Here is an 18,322-nt window from a genome sequence, read left to right on the forward strand (position 1 = left end):
CCTTGACCTGGATTGATTCGGTTATGCCCAGCGGCGGAAGATCAACGAAGTGTTGACGCCACCGAAAGCGAAGTTGTTGTTCATCACGTAGTCGTGGTGCATCTGACGAAACTCGCCGCGCAGGTAATCGAGCTTGCCGCAGTGCGGGTCGACCTCGTCGAGGTTGAAGGTGTGCACATAGCGGTCGCTGTTGAGCATCTCGATGCTGAACCATGACTCCAGCGCACCGCAGGCACCGAGGGTGTGGCCGAGAAAACTCTTCTGCGAGCTGATCGGCATGTGCTCACCGAACAAGCTGCTGGTGGCCAGCGTTTCGGCGATGTCGCCCTGTTCAGTCGCGGTGCCGTGGCCGTTCACATAACCGATGGCGTCCGGGCTGAGGCCGGCATCTTCCAGGGCCAGCTCCATGGCGCGGCGCATGGTGACCTGTTCCGGGCGGGTGGTGTGCTGGCCGTCGGCGTTGCTGCCGAAACCGACGATTTCCGCGTGAATGTGCGCGCCACGGGCGAGGGCGTGTTCCAGCTCCTCAAGCACGAGCATGCCGCCACCTTCACCAATCACCAGACCGTCGCGGCCCTTGTCGTACGGGCGTGGGCTGGTCTGTGGTGCATCGTTTTTCAAGCTGGTGGCGTAGAGCGCGTCAAACACCATGGCTTCAGTCGGGCAGAGTTCTTCGGCACCGCCGGCGAGCATCAACGGCAGGCGGCCGAACTTGATTGCTTCGTAGGCGTAGCCGATGCCCTGGCTGCCGCTGGTGCAGGCGCTGGACGTCGGAATCAGGCGCCCGGTGAGGCCGAAGAAAATGCTGATATTGGCGGCGGTGGTGTGCGGCATCATCCGTACATAGGAGTTGGCGTTCAGGCCCTCGGCCACCGAGTTGAGCAGCATGTTGCCGAACGCTTTGATTTCGTCAGTGCTACCGGTAGATGAACCACAAGCGACGCCCATGCGCCCGTCCTTGATCGATTCGTCACCGAGCAGGCCAGCATCGGCCAGAGCCTTTTCTGCTGCGCCGACCGCCAGTCGCGAAACCCGGCCCATGCTGCGCAACTGCTTGCGGGTCCAGTGCGACGGCACGAGAAAATCATCGATAGGCCCGGCCAGACGCGTGTTCAGCTCAGTGAAGCGATCCCACTCGTCCATGCGGCGAATGCCGCTGCGATTGGCCGCGAAATTGCCGGCAATGGTCGGCCAGTCGCTGCCCAGCGAGGTGATGCCGGCCATGCCGGTGACGACGACGCGCTTCATCAGCACAGGCCTCCGTTGACCGCCAGCACCTGGCGAGTGATGTACGAGGCTTCCGCCGACATCAGGAAATTCACCGCAGAGGCCACTTCTTCCGGGGTGCCCATGCGCTGCGCGGGGATCATTTTCATCAGTTCCTCCACCGGCACGTTTTCGTCGAGCATGGCCGTGTCGATCAGGCCAGGGGCGACGCAGTTAACCGTAATTTTGCGCTTGCCCAGCTCGATCGCCAATGCCTTCGCGGCGCCAATCACCCCGGCCTTCGAGGCGCTGTAATTGACTTGGCCACGGTTGCCGATCAGGCCCGATACCGAGGTGATGCAGACGATGCGCCCTGCGGCGCGACGACGGATCATCGGCATCATCACCGGGTGCAGGACGTTGTAGAAACCGTCGAGGTTGGTGCGCAGGACCACGTCCCAATCGTCATCGCTCAGCGCCGGAAACGCGCCGTCGCGGGTCAGCCCGGCGTTGAGCACCACGCCGTAATAGGCACCGTGATTTTCGACATCGGCTTCGAGAATGCTTTTACAGGTTTCACGGTCGGCGACGTCGAATTGCAGAATGCGTGCGCGGCGACCCAATGCTTCGATTTCGGCCTGCACCGCTTGGGCTTCGGTCATGCCGCTGCGGCAATGCAGGACGATGTCGTGCCCGGCTTGCGCCAGACGCAAGGCAATGGCGCGGCCGATGCCCCGGCTGGAGCCGGTGACCAGTACGGATTCAGTCATCGTGCGACTCCTTTGTCTGTTGCAGATATTGGTTGGCTTGCGGCGGACGGAACACGTTCAGGCGGGCGCTGGCATGAATGCCGTCGCCGTGGATGTGACATTCGAATACGCCCATGCCGTTGTCGTCTTCCAGTGAGCGCAGGCCATGGATGGTCAGCTCGCTGCCGGGCGCAAAAGCTTCGACGTTGCACTCGAATTTGCGCGTGCCGAGGAGAAAGCCCAGCTCCACCGGATTGCCTTTTTGCCGGGCGTGGCAACCGGCGAAAGCGGCGACGCTCTGCGCCATCAGCTCGACGCCGACCCACGCCGGCAGGCTGCCGTCGGGCAGGTTGAACAGGCCGTCGGGCTTGACCGTGAGGCGAGTGAAAATCTGCTCGTCATCGAAGCGCTCAATGGCGTCGATCAGGATCATGTCGCCGGCATGCGGCAGCAGTTCGGCGAGCGGCCAGTGGCTCATGGGGCGTCTCCGATAATCAGGCTGACGTTGTTGCCGCCGAAGGCAAACGAGTTGCTCATCAGGTAGCGCGGTGCAATGGACGTCAGGCGTTCGCTCGCGGTCACCCACTTGAGTGGCGGCAGCGCGGGATCGGCCTGGCCGTCCCAGATGTGTGGCGGCAACGCCTGTTCAGGGTTTTCGGCACTCAGGCTCAGCCAGCAGAACGCCGCTTCCAGCGCGCCGGCCGCGCCGAGGGTGTGACCGGTCAGCGGTTTGGTCGACGAGCAGGCGACGCCTTCGGGAAACAGCGCCGCGACCGCCAGACTTTCCATCGCGTCGTTGTGCTGGGTCGCGGTGCCGTGCAGGTTCAGGTAGTTGATTTGCCCGGCTTGCAGATGCGCGCGGCCAAGGGCTTTCTGCATCGCTTGCAGAGCGCCGCGACCGCTCGGCTCCGGCGCGGAAATATGGTGCGCATCCGAGCTGGCGCCCGTCCCCAGCAGGGCGATGCCCGGGCCTTCGCCGCGCTGTTTGCTCATCACGAACAGCACCGCTGCCTCGCCGATATTGATGCCGTTGCGGTTGGCGGAAAACGGATTGCAACGTTCGTCTGAAACGGCTTCCAGCGAAGAGAAACCGTTCAGCGTGAGCTTGCACAGACTGTCGACGCCGCCGCACAGCACCGCATCGCACAGACCCAGATCGAGCAGACGCTGAGCGCTCATCAGCGCGCGGGCGCTGGAAGTGCAAGCGGTAGAAATCACGTAGGCCGGGCCGCTCAGGCGCAGCCACTCAGCGAGGAAATTCGCCGGGGCGCCGAGTTCCTGCTGGCGATAGTCGTACTCGGGAGGAAATTGCTGTTCGCGGATGTAATGCGCCAGACCCCGGCTGGCCTCGTCGATACCCGAGGTGCTGGTTCCTAGCACCACGCCTATGCGCTCGCGGCCGAAGGTCTGGATCGCACGATCGATGTCGTCTCGAATCTGCAGCGCGGCTTCCAGCAGCAGCTGATTGTTGCGACTGCTGTGCTCGATCAGTTCGGCCGGGATCGGCGCCAATTCACCGTGCACGCCGGCGACAGGCAGCTCACGCTCGGCGACCCAGCCGGACTCGCGGCGCATGCCCGAACAGTCGCCGGCAAACAGATTGCGCGCGACTTCAGACTTGTCGCGGCCCAAAGCGCAGATCACGCCTAGGGCATTCAGGTAAGCGGTCATGGCGTCGATTCACCTAACTGGGAAACGCGATAGTGCGGGCCTTGGGGCAGATTCAATTGGAAGCTCAACGGTTGTGAATAGCGGATGTTCCAGCGCGCCGGCAGTGAACGCTGATCGGCCTGTTGGCGGGCGTCGGGATAATTGCGCAGCAGTTCGGCGGAAGGCGTCAAAGCGAACAGCAATGCGGCGAACAACTCCCGCGCTTCCGGGTTCGGCGGCAGCAGACCTTCGGCCTGCCAGTGCCCGTCGATCAGTTGCTGGCGGGCCTGGGGAATCCCCAGCGGATCCATCATCGACCAGCGCGTGCCGGCGCCTTCACGCTGGATCACCAGCAGCCAGTCCTGACGTTGCCCGGCCTGCTCGCGCTCGATGTGCAGTTGCAGCGGCAGAGGCAGTGTCGGGTTGGCCGCTGGTAGCGGTGGCTGGCTGGCGCAGGCGTTGAGCAATAGGGCGCAGAACACCATCATCAGCCACACTGAAATCCCTGTGGGAGCGAGCTTGCTCGCGAATGCCGTCTCACATTCAAATTTTTTGATGGCTGAAGCACCGCTTTCGCGAGCAAGCTCGCTCCCACAAGTGATGTGTGGCATCAGGAAACTTCCACTTTTGGTTTGCGCGCGACGACGTTTACCAGCGTCTCTTCGCGCTCACCGAATGGCTTGGGTTTGCTCAACCCCAGCCGCTCCAGCAAACCAAAATCCTTCGACCGGCTCCACCACAGATACGGGTAGGAAACATTGCGCTCGGCAAACTCGAAACCCTGCTCGCGGATCATCTGCAGATAGCCGGCGGCGCTCTTCTGTACGTGCATCGGATGGCGGAACAGCCAGCGAATCACCCAGGTATCAATGTAAGCCTCGGTGGACTCGGCGAACAGCAGATAGCCGCCCGGCTTGAGCACGCGATAGAACTCGGCCAAGGCCTTTTCCTGCTCGACCAGATGATGGAAGGTCTGGTGGCAGAACAGCAGGTCGACGCTGGCATCGGCGACGTTCAGCGTGGCGCAATCGCTGCCGATCAAGTCGACTGGCATGCCCAGGCGCGTGGCCTCTTCGGCGCTGAGTTGCAAACTGTGGGGGTCGGCGTCGACGCCGATCAGGCGTTGCGGGGAGAAGGTCTGGCGCAGGTGGCCAAACGACTTGCCCTGACCGCAACCGGCGTCGAGCAGCACCGGGTGTTCCGGCAGCGGCTCACTGAATAATCCACGCAGATCATTGATCGCCACGCGCAGCACGTGGTGCTGCCAGGTGTGGCTGCGCAGAAACCAGAGACCGAAGCGGGTTTCCTCGACGTAGCTGTTGCTCAGGTAATTCATGAGGCGTCCTGCGCGCAGAGTTGGGAAATCATCTTCAGCCGGCGCCGCGCTTCGCTGACAAACGGGTTGCGCTCGTCCCAGGCGTAACCGGCGAGGATCGAGCAGATCATCCGGCGAATGTCCGCCTGACTGTCCTCGTAGAAAATCACGTCCTGGAAGGTGCCGGCGTACCAGCCTTCGACGTAGCAGCGGAACGTGTCGACGCCGCGTTTCAACGGCTCGGCGAATTCGCTTTGCCAGTCCACCGTTTCACCCTGCAACTGACGGTGCAGTACGCCAGCGGCCATGCTCGCCGAACGCATGGCGATGGTCACGCCGGAGGAGAACACCGGGTCGAGAAATTCTGCGGCGTTGCCCAGCAGCGCGAAGCCCGGGCCATGCAGGGTTTTCACATTGGCCGCGTAGCCGCCGAGGGTGCGCGCCGGGGTGTCCCAGACCGCGTTGTTCAGAACCCCGGCGAGGCTTGGCGTCTCGGCGATGAAGCTGCGCAGGCAAGCATCGAGATCGCTGTCGCGGCCCTGAAAATGTTCCTCAGCCGCGACCACGCCCACCGAGCAGCGGCCGTTGCTGAACGGGATGGTCCAGAACCATACATCGCGATGCTCGGGATGGGTGGTGACGAGGATCTTTTCACGGTCGAACGCCGGATTGTCGATGTGATCTTCGACATGGGTGAACACGGCCTGACGCACCGGGAAATTCGAAGGTGCTTCGAGGTCGAGCAAGCGCGACAGCACGCGGCCGTAGCCGCTGGCGTCCAGGACGAAATCGGCTTCGACGCGGTACTCGCTGCCATCTTCGCGGCGCACATCAAGGAGTGGTTTCGCCTGATCGAAATCGACGCTGACAATCGCATCGCCATAACGGATTTCCGCACCTTGCAATGCTGCTTGATCGGCCAGCAACTTGTCGAAGTCGGCGCGCTGCACCTGGAACGTGGTCGGCTTGCCGGCGGTGAAAGTGTCGCCAAAATCGAAGGCGCTGTAGCGCTCGCCCCAGGCAAACGCCGCGCCGGTCTTGCGCTGGAACCCGGCGGCGTTGACGGCGTCGAGCATGCCGGCTTCTTCGACGAAATCCAGGCAGTGGCTGAGCAGGCTTTCGCCGATAGAAAAGCGTGGGAAGTGCTGGCGCTCGAGCACCAGCACATCGTGGCCCTTGCGTTTGAGCAGGGCTGCGGCGATAGCACCGGACGGGCCGGCACCGATGATCACGACCTGACGGGATTCCATTTCAACGATTGGCACGTGAGCTCCGGGGCAAGGGACTGTTCAGATTCAGGGGCGCGCGATGCAGGCCGATAAGGGCCGGCAGTAGCGTCGCGATCAGACCCATCAGCATCAGCGCGAAATACAGCGCCGGGGTGATGAGCTGTTGTTGCAGCAACAGATTGAGAAAGACGATTTCGCTCAGGCCGCGAATGTTCAGCAGTACGCTTTCGCGCCAGCGGCTGGCACCCGCGAACGAGGCTCCAGCCCAACCGAGGCCGAGCCAGTTGCCCAGCAGTTTACTGGCAATCGGCAACAGCAGCAGCGCCGCCCATTGCCCGGCGTCGAGGCTGGCGAGGGCGCTGTGCACGTCGATCTGAACGATGCCGAACGTGAGGATCAGCGGGATCGCGATCCACGTCTGCAAACGGCTCATCCAGCGTGCCGGCAACGGCAGCACCAACGGCACTTGCAGCAGCGCCATGCACAGCAGATAGCCGATGCCGAAAATCAGCGCGTTGAGTTTGTAATGCTCGGCCATGACCAGCAACGCGAAGAAGCCGAGGCTGTAAGTCAGCGGGCGACGCACGCGCAGCAGGTGCAAAAGCAGCGGCACGCCGGCCATGGCCACGGGCAGCAACAGGCTGCTCAGGTGCAGGCTGCCCTGGGCGAGGCCGAACAGCGTCCAGCAGGTCAGATCGATAAGGATCGCTGTTTGCACCAGACGCCGCGTGGCAGCGGGCGGGTAATCGATGTGACGCAGATACAGGTACAACACCGGGATCGCGGTAATCGCGAAGACCAGTCCGATGGCCAATGCGTTGAGCCACGGCTGCGACGGCAGCAACCAGTACGCAACCGCCAGCCCGCAAGCGAACGGCACGGCAAAACTCGGCACAGCTATTTTCAGGCTCTGGCGATCCAGACGCAGATCGATGACATCGCTGAGGATATGCCCGAGCAGCAAGGCGAAGCTCAGGCTGTAGAGGTTTTTCAGCCAGTCCGGAGCGATCAGTTGTGCGCCGCTGAGCTGCCAGCCCGGCTCGATCCAGAAATACATCAGCATCGGCAAACCAAAGCTCGCCAGCAGTAACTGGCTGACGATCGGTATCAGGCCGAAATGGCGGCCGACCCGGGTCGCCAGGGCGAACAGCGCCAAGGCCAGCAACCAGAAGCCGAAGACCATCATGCGGCTGGCTCCGCAACCGGATCATGGCGCCCGGCCCACGGCGCGAGCATGAAGCTGAACGCCAGGCCGAGGCTCACCGACAGGCCGAAATTGCTCACCGCCGGGGTGCTGGACACCGCCAGCAGGCCGAACGACAGCCACGTCGTCACCGCTGCGAGCAAGGTGCCGAGCAGGCTCACCGCCGCGCCGCCGACCTGTTCACGCATGAGGATTGCGTAATCGACGCTGATCGCCGTCACCAGCAACAGGCCGAACAGGCTGAACAGGGTCAGCGGCTGACCGAGCCAGCCAAGGCTGGCCAGACTGCACAGCGCCGCCAGCAGCGGCAGGGCGACGATACGCAGGGCGCCGGTCAGGCCGAACGGCAGCATCAGCACCAGCACGATCAACACGCAGGAGGCCAGTTTCAGTTCGGCGGCGCTGATCTGCGTGGCGGCGAACACCTTGTTCAGATCACCGAGGCGATCGACCAGCACCACCCCCGGCAAATCGAGTGCCTGCACGCGCAACAACGACGGATTGTTCAAGCCCTGCAGGCTGGTGATTGCCGCAACGCCGTCTTCAGTCGGGCCAAGCCATAGCGTGCGATACGGCTCGCCGAGCGGGCCGGCCAGCGCGGCGTCGATGTCTTCGGCGGGCAGGGTCTGCAACTGCTGCAATTCATTTTGCAACGCAGCCACCGGCACGCCGAGATCGAGCAGCGGTTGCCAGAACGACGGCAGCTTGTTCAGTGATTCACGCACTTGCTGTTGCTGGCTCGGCGCGCTGACCAGTTGATCGAGGGCCAGATAACCTTGCAGTTTGTCGAGGTTGACCAGTTGCTGCAGGCGCTCGCTCAGCGCTGCCTGGCGCTCGAGCAATTGCTCCTGATTGGCCGCACGGACGAGGAAGAACTGGCTGGTCGGTTGATACCCGGTGATGCGCGCGATGGTCTGCGCTTCGTCGGTCAGATGCTGCGGCGCGCCGACCCATTGGCGGATATCGTTTTTGCTCTGCAACTGCATCAGGCCGCCGACGCAGAAGGCGATCAGCACGGCCAGCAGCGCGGGCGTGCGAATGCAACCGAGCAGCGCCTCACGCAGATGAATCAGGCGTTCGGCCAGGCGCAGCGGCCATTGCGCCGGGCGCAGTTGGACATTTTTCAGCAGCGCCGGCAGCAGGCAGACCGCCGACAGATAGGCACCGAGCAAGCCGGCAGCGGAGAACACGGCGATCTGCGTCAATGCCGGGAACGGCGTCCACGCCAGCGCCAGGTAGCCGATAACGCTGGTGATCAGGCTCAGGGTCAGCCCCGGCAAGGTCAGGCGCAGGGCCGGCCAGCTGCGCCAGGGCTTGAGACTCCAGCTCTTGGACAGATAGTGCAGCGGGTAATCGACGGCAACGCCGATCAGACTCGAGCCGAGCACCAGCGTCATCACATGCATGTGGCCGAACAGCGCAACGCAGGCCACCGCGCCGAACAGCATGCCGACCAGCACCGGCACAAACGCCAGCAGCACGCCCCAGCGGCGAAACGCCAACAGCAGCAACAGCAGAATGCCGACCGTCGCGCCACCGCCGACCCAGGTCATTTCGCGGGTGGCTTGTTGCTGGCCGTTGGCGGCGTAGAGCAGGCCACTGGCGGCGAGCAACTGCACGTCGCCTTTCGCCGCCTGTTCGCGGCTGTGCTTGAGCAGCTCTGCCACTTGCAACGGCAGGTTCATATCGAAGGCGTTGCCGGTGGTGCGCGCACGCAGCATCACCCAGCTCTTGCCGTCGGCATCGGCGACCAGTGCGCCGCTGCCAATGTCCAGTTGCACTGCGCCATGTTTCGGCTGGCTGTTCTGGATGCGCCCGGTCAGGCCGAGCCAGTCGTCCTGGCTCGGCACCAGGGTGAAGCCGTTGAACGGATCGAACAGCGCCTGCACCCGCTGCTGGATGAACGCGTCGGGGTGCTCGCTGAGTAGCTGCCGATCATCCGCCGAGAGCATCGCCAAACGCCCTTGCAGCAATTGCTTGCGCAGCGCCGGCAAGTCGGCTTGCAGGTTCCATTGCACGGTTTCGAACAGACCGCTGGCCTGCCATTGTTCGCCCAGTTGCTGAGCCATGTTCAGTGCTTGCTGGCGATCGGCGTGACCGACCAGCACCAGCATTTCGCGATTGAGCGGTTCTTGCATGCGCTGTTCGGCGCGCGACTCCAGCGCATCGGGACTGGTCCCGGGTGCCAGCTCCATGAGATTGGCCGACAGCGGCGCACCGTCGCGCCACTGCCAGGCAGCCAGCGCGACGACGGCCAGCAGCAGGCTCAGAAACAGCCAGGGCAGCTTGCGTTCACTCGGCAAAGTCATGTTGCTCCGCTTCGCTCAGGGGTTGCTCGGCCGTGCTGTCCTGCATGCGCAGCAGGGTGCTGTCGCCCTGGGTTTCCAGCAGCTCGATGGTTTGCACAAGGGCGCCGCCATCGATATTGATCTGCTTGAACACTTGCTTGAGCAGCATCGAACGCGGCGTCAGGGTCAGTTGCCACTGCTGCGCCGTGCCGCTCAGGGCCAGTTCGAAATCGCGCTGCAAACCGCTGCTGTCACCTTGCAGCACGGCGAGGAACAAACGGTTCTGCTCGGCGCCGGCGCTCTTGTTCGGCAGCAGTTGCCAGCCGTTGCTGTCACGGCGGGCGATGCCATTGGCGGTGATGCGGTAATCCTGTTGCAGCGGAGTTTTCAACAGCCACAGCAAGCCATGATTTTTCGCGAGGACGAAGCTGCCCTTGCTGATCAGCGGCTGCGGCAGGGCGCGCAGGTGTTTTTCCTGGATGAACTGGCCGTGGATAACATCCGGTTTCGCCAGTTGTTCACTGAGTTGTTGCAGGTCGAAGGCATTGGCCCATGACGACAAGACCAGCAGCGTCAACGCGCCGAGGCTTCTGAAAAACACATTCATCGCAGCATCCTTTCTACGGCATCGGTGAAGACTTTGGGTGAAGCCAGTTGCATCTCTCGGCTGCTGACTTCGACAGCGACCTGCACGGAGCTTGCGCGGGTCAGGCGTTCGCCGGTCTGCAGGTCGCTGATCAGATAGTTGATCTTCAGACGGTTTTCCCACTCGACCAGGCTGGCGCGCACGTTCAGCCGCTGGCCGAACACCGCGCTGCGCACGTAGCGCAGTTGCAGGTCGATGATCGGCCAGGCGTAACCCGACTCGACCATGTGCGTGTAGTTATGGCCGATCTTGTCCAGCAGCGCACAGCGCGCGACTTCGAGGTATTTGACGTAATGGCCGTGCCAGACCACATGCATGGTGTCGACGTCGAAAAACGGCACCAGAATCTCGGTATCGGCATGAAGCACTCCGGCACTACGCATGCAGCCTCCAGTGTTGCGCGGCGATGCGTTGCAGGCACAGGCGCAGTTCGCCTTCCAGCGCGCGGTCTTCGATGACCGGCGGGAAGTCTTTGCCGAGCTCTTCGTGCATCGCCGCCAGTGCCGGCGGCAGCGGACGCGCATCGGAGGCTTGAGCGCGCAGCCACACGCCCTGATTGGCGGCGAGCAGGGTGGCGGCGGCGACCTGTTCGGTCAGCTCCAGCACGCGAATCGCATCACGGGCGGCGATGGTGCCCATGCTCACCTTGTCCTGGTTGTGGCATTCGGTGGAGCGCGAGAACACGCTGGCCGGCATGGTGTTCTTCAACGCTTCGGCGGTCCAGGCGCTGGTGCCGATCTGCACGGCTTTGAAGCCGTGATTGATCATGGCCCGATCGGCTGGTGCGCCGGAGAGGTTGCTCGGCAAGCCGTGGTTGTAGCGCTCGTCGACCAGCAACGCCAGTTGCCGATCGAGCAGGTCGGCGACGTTGGCCACGAGGTTTTTCAGGCTGTCCATGGCGAACGCAATGTGCCCGCCGTAGAAGTGCCCGCCATGCAGAACACGCTCGGCTTCGGCGTCGATGATCGGGTTGTCGTTGGCGCTGTTCAGCTCGGTTTCGATGAAGCCGCGCAGCCAGTTCAGGCTGTCGGCCAACACGCCGAGCACATGCGGCGCGCAACGCAGCGAATAACGATCCTGCAGACGATGCAGCGGTGCAGTCGGCGCGTCGATTGCCAGATCCTTGCGCAGCCATGCGGCGACCTGCATCTGCCCCGGGTGCGGCTTGGCGGCGAACAGGCGTTCGTCGAAGTGCTCCGGATTGCCTTGCAGCGCGACGACGTTGAGCGCGGTGATGCGCGTGGCCAGTTGCAGCAGATAATCGGCGCGAGCGAAGGCGAGGCAGGCGAGGCCGGTCATCACCGCCGTGCCGTTCATCAGCGCCAACGCCTCTTTCGGGCGCAGCACCAGCGGCGTCCAGCCGAGCTCGCGATGCACGTCGGCAGCCTGACGACGTTCGCCACGGAACAGCACTTCACGCTCGCCGGACAGGGTTGCGGCGACATAGGAAAGAGGCGTCAGATCGCCGCTGGCACCCACCGAACCCTCTTCGGGAATCAGCGGCAGGATGTCGTATTCGAGAAACGCATGCAGACGCTCGAGCAGTTCGACGCGCACCCCGGAAACGCCGTGACACAACGACTGCAAACGCGCCGCCAGCACCGCGCGGGTTGCCTGCGCGTCGAGCAGTTTGCCCAGGCCGCAGCCGTGGAAGGTGTAGAGATGACGCGGCAGCGACTCGACGTGATGCAGCGGCACCGCGACCACGCAGGAATCGCCGTAGCCGGTGGTGACGCCGTAGATCACGCCTTCCTTGTCCAGCAGCGAATCGAGAAACCGCGCGCCCTTGGCGATGCGCTCGCGATAGTCGGCGTCAGCCTGCAATTGCACGGGCGCCTGACGGTTGGCCAGGGCCAGCACGTCTTCGATGCGCAAAGGGCGTTCGCCGAAGGTTACCGGCTCATGGGTTGGCGTCGTCATCGGTCTTCCAGAAAGGGTAAAAGTTGAACCATTGCTGCGGGGCTTCAAGGCAATAGTGACTCAGGCGCTGCGCGTAGCGGGTGGCCCACTGATGAATGACCTGCTCGCGCTCGCGGCGTGTCCACACCACCGCGTCGGCGAACGGTTCGAGGGTCAGGCGATAGTGGCCGTCGGGTTGCTTGAGGCACATCAGCAGATTGACCGGGCACTTGAGCAGGCCGGCCAGCAACCACGGGCCTTGCGGAAATGGCGCCGGGTGGCCGAGAAAATCCACCGTCACGCTGCGCCCGCCGTGCAGTGGCACGCGGTCACCGGCAATCGCCAGCCACTCGCCGCGTTCCAGCCGTTCATGCAGTTGCAGCATGATCACCGGGTCGAGTTCGCTGACCTGAATCAGGCGCAGATTGGTCGCCCCGGCCTCGCCAAGCAAGCGGTTGAATTGCTCGGCGTGCTTGGTGTGCACCAGCACGTTCATGGTGACCTTTTCGCCGATCTCCGCCAGCGCCCGGCAGACTTCGAGATTGCCCAGATGCGCGCCGACCAGCAGTTGCCCGCGACTGCCGCGCAACTGCTTGCGCAGCAGCGCCGGGTCGATGATTTCGATCTGCTCGATGCTCAGCTTGCCGTTCCACACATCGAGCTTGTCGAGCAGCGAATCGGCGAAGGTCATGAACTGGCCGAACACCCGCCAGTGGCTCGGACGCAGGTCGTCGCGCTGGCTCCACGCGGCCAGCCGCTGCTGGTACTGCCAGGCACTGCGCCGGGCGATCCGGCCGAACAAAAAGAAATACAGGACGATGCCGTACAGCAACGGACTGAGCAGGCGCCGGCCGAGGACTTTGGCGGCGAATGCAGTGAATTTCATCAGCAGGAAACTGCCGCGCTCTTCGCGGTCGGCCCAGTGCTTCTTGTCGACTTCTTCACTCATGGTTTCCACCGCCGCCAGAGAATCAGCGGCCAACGCAGCAACATGCCGAAGAACAGCCGCGTGTGCATGCTGGAAATCAGCGCGTTGTCATGGAAAAGGCGAAAGTGCGATACACCGTCCAACGGGTAATGCACGCTGGTCTGCAGCCAGCGCATCGGCTGATTGCGCCAGGCCAGCCGCACAAGGATGTCCGAGTCGAAATCCATGCGCTTGCCGACCTTGGCCGAATCGATCACCGCCAGAGTCGGCGCCAGCGGATAAACACGGAAGCCGCACATCGAATCGCGAATCTGCAACGACAGGGTGTTGATCCACACCATCACGTGGGTCAGGTAGCGCGCGTACAAACGCCCTTTCGGCACGCTCTCGTCGAACAGCGGATAGCCGCAGATCATCGCCTCGGGATGGGCGCGGGATTCGCCGACGAAGCGCGCGACGTCGTGCAAATCGTGCTGGCCATCGGCATCGACCTGCAAGGAATGGCTGTAGCCCAGACGCGAGGCTTCGCGCAGACCGGTCATCACCGCGCCGCCCTTGCCCTGATTGGCCGTCAGGCGCACCAGAAAAACCCCGTCGCGCTCGGCCAGAGTGTCGAGCACCCGCGCGCAGGACGGCTCGCTGGCATCGTCCACCAGAATGCACGGCAGACTTTGTGCGAGCAGGGCATCGACCACGGTGGTGATCGCGGTTTCATGGTTGTACACCGGGATTACGGCGCAGGGGTTATGCATGGGCAGGCCCCAGGAGAATGCGTCCGCTGGAACAGGTCGCCGTGTCATTGCGATAAGCGAAATACAACTTGCCGCGCTCGGCATCGAAACGCAGATGCAGCTGGATTTCATCACCCGGGCGCACCAGTTGCTGGAATTTCAGCACTTCCATTCCGGCAAACGCGCCGTCCAGCTTCAGCAACTGCCGACCCAAATTCAGCGCCCATTCCACCTGCACCACACCGGGCAACACCGGTGCCTTGGGAAAATGCCCGCTGAAGTAGGCCAGATCCGGCGGCACGCTGAGTTGCAGGCTCCATTCGCCGTCGCTTGCGCTTTGCTCCAGCACTTCGGGGGCTTTGGGTCGCGCGGCCAGCAGCAACGCTTCGACGTCGGCTTGCGCCAGTTTGCCCTGGCTGTTCAACGGCATTTGCCGCAGCAGGCGCCAGCGTCGGGGCAGGGCGAGGGCTTCGCAATGTTGGCTCAGATGTTTGCGCAGGGTTTCGGTCAGACCACGGCGGCCATGCTCGCGCAGGGCGAACAGGCCCGATTCGCTGAGCACCAGCAGCGCACCGAGCGAGGCGCGGTTTTCCTGAACCACACCGAGGCGCGCCTCGGCGACCCAGTCATGGGCTGCCAAGGCCTGCTCGAGCATCGGCAGCGAGATGCGTTTTTCTTCCAGTTTGACGATGCGGTCCAGTCGCCCCAGCAGTTCAAAACGACCATCGGCGGCGATGCGCGCGGCGTCAGCGCTGTGTTCGACATGGCCGGCAGGCAGATAAGGCGAAGAAATAAGCAGGGCGCCGTCGCTGTCCTGGCTCAGTTCGACGCCAGCAAACGGCCTCCACAACGAATCGCCCTGACGCCAGGCGATGCCGCCAGTTTCCGAGCTGCCGAGGATTTCCGTCGGCCATTGCTGCAAGCGCTGTTGCAGACTTTGCGCCGCTTCCGACGGCAACGCGCCCCCGGAGGAAAACACCCGGCGCACCGCGCTCAGGGCCGGCCAGTCGAGGTTGTCGCCCATGCGCTTGAGCAGCGCCGGGCTGGCGACCCAGGCGAAGGCCGGGTATTCGCGGCTGGCGCGCTGCAAGTCTTCGGAGAACGCCAGTTGCCGGCGCACGAACGGGCGCCCGGCGCACAATGGCCACAACACGCGGAACAGCAGGCCATAGATGTGTTGCGTGGCGACACTGCCGATGATGCAGGCTTCGCCGAGGTCTGCGCCCCACAACTGTTGCAGCGCTTCGACCTCGTTGGCCAATTGGCGCAGGGTCTTGTCGATGCGCTTGGGTTCGCCGCTGGAGCCGGAAGTGCACAGGCTCAGGCGGCATTGATCGAGATCCAGTTCTGCACCGGGCAGGCCGGGCTGAGTGAAGTCGTGCAACTGGGCGTCGCCGGGTTGATCGGTCAGCCATAGATCGACTTCCTGCGACCAGCGCTGACGCGTCTGCGCTTGCAGATCCGCCGGCAGCAACACGCTGACGCCGGCACGCCACGCGCCGAGCAGGGCGATGGCAAGGTCGGCGGCATCTTCCAGATGCACGGCCAGCCTTTTCACGCCTCGGCTTTGCAGACCCGCGGCGACGCTCAAGGCCTGCGCTCGCAGTTGCGTGTGATTGAGGGCCGGCGCCTGGCAGATCGCCCGTGCCGGCAGTGCCTTGAGCAAAAGCTGCTCAAGTTTTATCCAATTCATGTACGGCCTCTTACCCGTTGTCGTATCAGCCATTCAATGGCAAACATCAGGCCGATCAATCCATAGGAGATCAGGCCGGTGTACAACATCCACCAATCCAGCGGCGCCCACAGGGTGAGGAGGGCGGCGCACAAACCGTTGCAGAAGAAAAACACGCTCCAGGCCAGCGTCACCTTGCGCGTATAGCGAATGGCAACCTGCGGCAGTTCCGGCTCGCGCAAGCGCGCCAGACGCTCGACCATTGGCGGGCCGTATTTCAGGCTGGCGCCGAACAGCACCAGCATGAATGCGCTGATCAGCACCGGGTACCAGCGCAGCAGCTGCGGGCTGTCGAACACCGCCAGCAGCAGGCAGAACCCGATCGCAACGCAAGCCATCCACAGGCTGCCGGGCTTGCGTTCGCCGGTCAGGGCGCGCGCCAGCCACAGGCTGCCCAGCAGCAGTGCAAATTGCCACGGGGCGAAATGCTCCATGCCGAAATACACCGCAAAGGGGTACAGCAGACCGGCCAGCAGCAGGCCCAGGCCGATCAGTCGGCTCATGCGGCCGGTTGAACCAGACGGAACACCGCCTCGACCACGTCACCGACGGTGCGCACCGATTTGAATTCTTCGGCGGCGATTTTCTTGCCGGTCTGGCGTTTGATGTGATCGATCAGGTCAACCGCATCGATGCTGTCGATTTCCAGATCCTGATACAGATTGGCGTCCATGCTTACGCGGGCCGGATCCAGCTCGAACAGCTCGACCAGGGCATCGCGCAGGGTGTTGAAGATATCGTCACGAGTTTGCATGGTCCGGTCTCAAGCTGCCTGTTTTGCCGTGACGAATGCCGCAAGGCTGGCCACGTTGGTGAAATGGTTGCGGGTGTCTTTGGCATCGGCGTCGATCTTGATGCCGTATTTTTTCTGGATCGCCAGGCCCAGTTCCAGCGCGTCCACGGAGTCCAGGCCGAGGCCTTCGCCGAACAATGTCTGCTCGTCGCCGATGTCCTCGGGGCTGATGTCTTCGAGGCCCAAGGCGTCGATGATCAGCAGTTTGATGTCACGCATCAGGCTAGCGGTGTTCTGATCGCTCATCTGCGGCGAGCTCCTTAATGAAATAGTCATGCAAATAATCGTTGAGCTTGCGCGAGGCCTGCGGTGCGGGGCCTTGCGCGGCGAAGGTCTGTGGGTCTATATCGGCCCCCACGCGAAAACTGAAGTGCACGCGGCGATGGGGGATGCGATACCACGGCTCGGCTTTGGTCAGGGTGGTCGGGCTGACCTTGATGATCACCGGGGTAACGATTTTCGCACCGCGCAGGGCAATTGCCGCCGCCCCCCGATGAAAGGCCGGCGCCTGCCCCGGCTGGGTGCGCGTGCCTTCGGGGAAGATGATCAGGGTCTGGCCGTCCTGCAACGACTGCGCGGCGGCGTCGAGCATATCCATGCTGCCGTCGTTGCTGATGTACTCGGTACGGCGCAGCGGGCCACGGGTGAACGGGTTTTCCCAGAGGGTTTTCTTCACTACGCAATTGGCGTGGCGCACCAGACCGATGAGAAACACCACATCGATCAGCGACGGGTGGTTGGCGATGATCATCTGCCCAGGTCGGCCGAGGCGCTCGGCACCCTCGATGGCGTAGGTGAGCACGCCGGTGCGGGCCATGAAACGCACGAAAAACCAGAACAAGCGACTGACCGTACGCCGCGCGCGCAGGCGATGGACCAACGCGTCACCGGGCAGGCAGGCGAGCAGCGGAAATACCAGCAGGCGCAGACACAGCCCGCCTAGCCCGAACAAGGCGAAGCTCGCAGCAGTGGCCAGCAGGCGCCAGTAGTAGGCGTCGCGGTGTTTGGCGGTCACGGGTTGCGATGCCAGGTCCATACACGATTTTTCCACGCATGTTGGCAGTCAGTTTGCTGGCCGAGCAGGGTTCGCAGCAGGTTGAGCGCGTGGGGCCAGTGCGCCTTGGACCGGGTTTCGGTGCTGCTGTTCAGGGTCAGCCGCCAGTCGGTACCGGGCGTGAGCAATAAACCCAGCGCGTAAGGGAACGGCACGTCATCGACCCACTGCGAGTAGGCCTCGGGCGGTTGCTCTTCGGTGATCACCAGCAGCACGGCCGGGGCGCCTTCATCAAGCAATGCCGCCGCTTCGAGCATGCCATGTTCCAGACCATCGCCAGCGGCGGCGAGGGCGGTCATTTCGCTGGTTTCACCGCGCATGATCGACCACAAACCGATGATCGCGTTATGCACTGAAAGGCTGAATTGGGTCGGCGACAGGGGCTGTTCGGTGGCCAGATCGCGGAGGATTTCAAACGTGCGTGGGGTTTCGCCGTGCCGCGAGATGAACACCAGCGGCAGATGATCCCGGCCTTCGGCCAGCGGCCAGCCAACGCTGAAAGCCATCCGCGCCAGGCGGCTGAGGCGACGGCGTTGCATGGCCGGCAGAAACGACACATCGGGCGCGGCATCACTGCTCTGCAGCACGACCGGTTGTCGGCTCCAGGCCTGCCAGGCGTCCACGCTGTCGAGCCCCGGGGCCCACGCGCGCCATTGGGCGATGTTGAAGTTGATCACGGACATTCATCCCGCCCCTGCGGGCTTTCGTTGACGCGTTGAGTCGCCAGCGCCGCAGCAGGCTTGGCTTGGCGCAGGGCGCCGGGTGGCGCGCATTATCCCGGTGCGACGGGTGTGTAGCAAATGTTGGTTACATTTTGCCCAACAAAATGTACCGAGCGGTTCGCTGCATGGCTATCACTTGGCCATTATCCAGATTTGACGCGGCGTGTCTGTCAGGT

General features: G+C 63.3%; 20 protein-coding genes. All 20 read right to left on the minus strand.

Translation table 11 applies throughout. The features are described from left to right. Positions 1-21 precede the first annotated feature (21 nt). The 20 genes from AAEZ10_RS12620 to AAEZ10_RS12715 are packed head-to-tail and all read right to left on the minus strand — an operon-like array spanning position 22 to position 18,107. On the minus strand, positions 22-1,248 hold the full coding sequence (locus tag AAEZ10_RS12620) for a beta-ketoacyl-ACP synthase (protein WP_041477581.1): 1,227 nt from the start codon (positions 1,246-1,248) through the stop codon (positions 22-24). After that, positions 1,248-1,976 carry a 3-oxoacyl-ACP reductase FabG gene (gene fabG, locus AAEZ10_RS12625; RefSeq protein WP_041477582.1) on the minus strand — a complete coding sequence of 243 codons (729 nt, stop codon included), beginning with the start codon at positions 1,974-1,976 and terminating at the stop codon, positions 1,248-1,250. Before fabG ends, AAEZ10_RS12620 begins: the two co-directional genes overlap by 1 nt. Continuing rightward, on the minus strand, positions 1,969-2,433 hold the full coding sequence (locus tag AAEZ10_RS12630; protein WP_071174156.1) for a hotdog family protein: 465 nt from the start codon (positions 2,431-2,433) through the stop codon (positions 1,969-1,971). The genes fabG and AAEZ10_RS12630 overlap by 8 nt, the downstream gene beginning before the upstream one ends. Then, positions 2,430-3,626, minus strand: a complete 1,197-nt coding sequence (locus AAEZ10_RS12635) for a beta-ketoacyl-[acyl-carrier-protein] synthase family protein (RefSeq protein WP_350569419.1) — start codon at positions 3,624-3,626, stop codon at positions 2,430-2,432. The genes AAEZ10_RS12630 and AAEZ10_RS12635 overlap by 4 nt, the downstream gene beginning before the upstream one ends. Then, positions 3,623-4,216: a hypothetical protein gene (locus AAEZ10_RS12640; protein WP_502947686.1), complete on the minus strand. Its 594-nt coding sequence runs from the start codon at positions 4,214-4,216 to the stop codon at positions 3,623-3,625. Before AAEZ10_RS12640 ends, AAEZ10_RS12635 begins: the two co-directional genes overlap by 4 nt. Beyond that, a complete protein-coding gene (locus tag AAEZ10_RS12645; RefSeq protein WP_350569421.1) occupies positions 4,216-4,941 on the minus strand; it encodes a class I SAM-dependent methyltransferase in 726 nt (241 codons plus the stop codon). Before AAEZ10_RS12645 ends, AAEZ10_RS12640 begins: the two co-directional genes overlap by 1 nt. Beyond that, positions 4,938-6,185 (minus strand): NAD(P)/FAD-dependent oxidoreductase, encoded by a 1,248-nt coding sequence (locus tag AAEZ10_RS12650; RefSeq protein WP_350569423.1) that lies wholly within the window; start codon positions 6,183-6,185, stop codon positions 4,938-4,940. Before AAEZ10_RS12650 ends, AAEZ10_RS12645 begins: the two co-directional genes overlap by 4 nt. Further along, entirely contained in the window at positions 6,172-7,335 is a 1,164-nt protein-coding gene (locus AAEZ10_RS12655; RefSeq protein WP_350569425.1) for a cation:proton antiporter, read from the minus strand. The genes AAEZ10_RS12650 and AAEZ10_RS12655 overlap by 14 nt, the downstream gene beginning before the upstream one ends. Next, a complete protein-coding gene (locus tag AAEZ10_RS12660) occupies positions 7,332-9,662 on the minus strand; it encodes an MMPL family transporter (protein ID WP_350569427.1) in 2,331 nt (776 codons plus the stop codon). Before AAEZ10_RS12660 ends, AAEZ10_RS12655 begins: the two co-directional genes overlap by 4 nt. Further along, positions 9,646-10,248, minus strand: a complete 603-nt coding sequence (locus AAEZ10_RS12665) for an outer membrane lipoprotein carrier protein LolA (protein WP_071174163.1) — start codon at positions 10,246-10,248, stop codon at positions 9,646-9,648. The genes AAEZ10_RS12660 and AAEZ10_RS12665 overlap by 17 nt, the downstream gene beginning before the upstream one ends. Continuing rightward, positions 10,245-10,670: an acyl-CoA thioesterase gene (locus AAEZ10_RS12670; protein ID WP_071174164.1), complete on the minus strand. Its 426-nt coding sequence runs from the start codon at positions 10,668-10,670 to the stop codon at positions 10,245-10,247. Before AAEZ10_RS12670 ends, AAEZ10_RS12665 begins: the two co-directional genes overlap by 4 nt. Beyond that, complete coding sequence (locus AAEZ10_RS12675) at positions 10,663-12,207, minus strand: HAL/PAL/TAL family ammonia-lyase (RefSeq protein ID WP_350569430.1); 1,545 nt, start codon at positions 12,205-12,207, stop codon at positions 10,663-10,665. Before AAEZ10_RS12675 ends, AAEZ10_RS12670 begins: the two co-directional genes overlap by 8 nt. Next, a complete protein-coding gene (locus AAEZ10_RS12680; RefSeq protein ID WP_016772029.1) occupies positions 12,188-13,135 on the minus strand; it encodes a lysophospholipid acyltransferase family protein in 948 nt (315 codons plus the stop codon). Before AAEZ10_RS12680 ends, AAEZ10_RS12675 begins: the two co-directional genes overlap by 20 nt. Then, positions 13,132-13,866: a glycosyltransferase family 2 protein gene (locus AAEZ10_RS12685; protein ID WP_350569432.1), complete on the minus strand. Its 735-nt coding sequence runs from the start codon at positions 13,864-13,866 to the stop codon at positions 13,132-13,134. Before AAEZ10_RS12685 ends, AAEZ10_RS12680 begins: the two co-directional genes overlap by 4 nt. Then, positions 13,859-15,538, minus strand: coding sequence for an ApeI family dehydratase (locus tag AAEZ10_RS12690; protein ID WP_350569434.1), 1,680 nt, complete (start codon positions 15,536-15,538; stop codon positions 13,859-13,861). The genes AAEZ10_RS12685 and AAEZ10_RS12690 overlap by 8 nt, the downstream gene beginning before the upstream one ends. Beyond that, entirely contained in the window at positions 15,535-16,080 is a 546-nt protein-coding gene (locus tag AAEZ10_RS12695) for a COG4648 family protein (protein ID WP_350569436.1), read from the minus strand. The genes AAEZ10_RS12690 and AAEZ10_RS12695 overlap by 4 nt, the downstream gene beginning before the upstream one ends. After that, positions 16,077-16,331, minus strand: coding sequence for an acyl carrier protein (locus AAEZ10_RS12700; protein ID WP_016772026.1), 255 nt, complete (start codon positions 16,329-16,331; stop codon positions 16,077-16,079). The genes AAEZ10_RS12695 and AAEZ10_RS12700 overlap by 4 nt, the downstream gene beginning before the upstream one ends. A 9-nt stretch (positions 16,332-16,340) precedes the next feature. Beyond that, positions 16,341-16,616, minus strand: coding sequence for a phosphopantetheine-binding protein (locus AAEZ10_RS12705; RefSeq protein WP_024011294.1), 276 nt, complete (start codon positions 16,614-16,616; stop codon positions 16,341-16,343). Beyond that, complete coding sequence (locus AAEZ10_RS12710; protein ID WP_282384880.1) at positions 16,594-17,406, minus strand: lysophospholipid acyltransferase family protein; 813 nt, start codon at positions 17,404-17,406, stop codon at positions 16,594-16,596. The genes AAEZ10_RS12705 and AAEZ10_RS12710 overlap by 23 nt, the downstream gene beginning before the upstream one ends. Beyond that, positions 17,382-18,107, minus strand: a complete 726-nt coding sequence (locus tag AAEZ10_RS12715; protein ID WP_350569439.1) for a beta-ketoacyl synthase chain length factor — start codon at positions 18,105-18,107, stop codon at positions 17,382-17,384. The genes AAEZ10_RS12710 and AAEZ10_RS12715 overlap by 25 nt, the downstream gene beginning before the upstream one ends. Between the last annotated feature and the right edge of the window lie 215 nt (positions 18,108-18,322).

The organism is Pseudomonas sp. H26/SER47-MNA-CIBAN-0231, assembly GCF_040310465.1.
GTDB lineage: Bacteria > Pseudomonadota > Gammaproteobacteria > Pseudomonadales > Pseudomonadaceae > Aquipseudomonas > Aquipseudomonas atacamensis.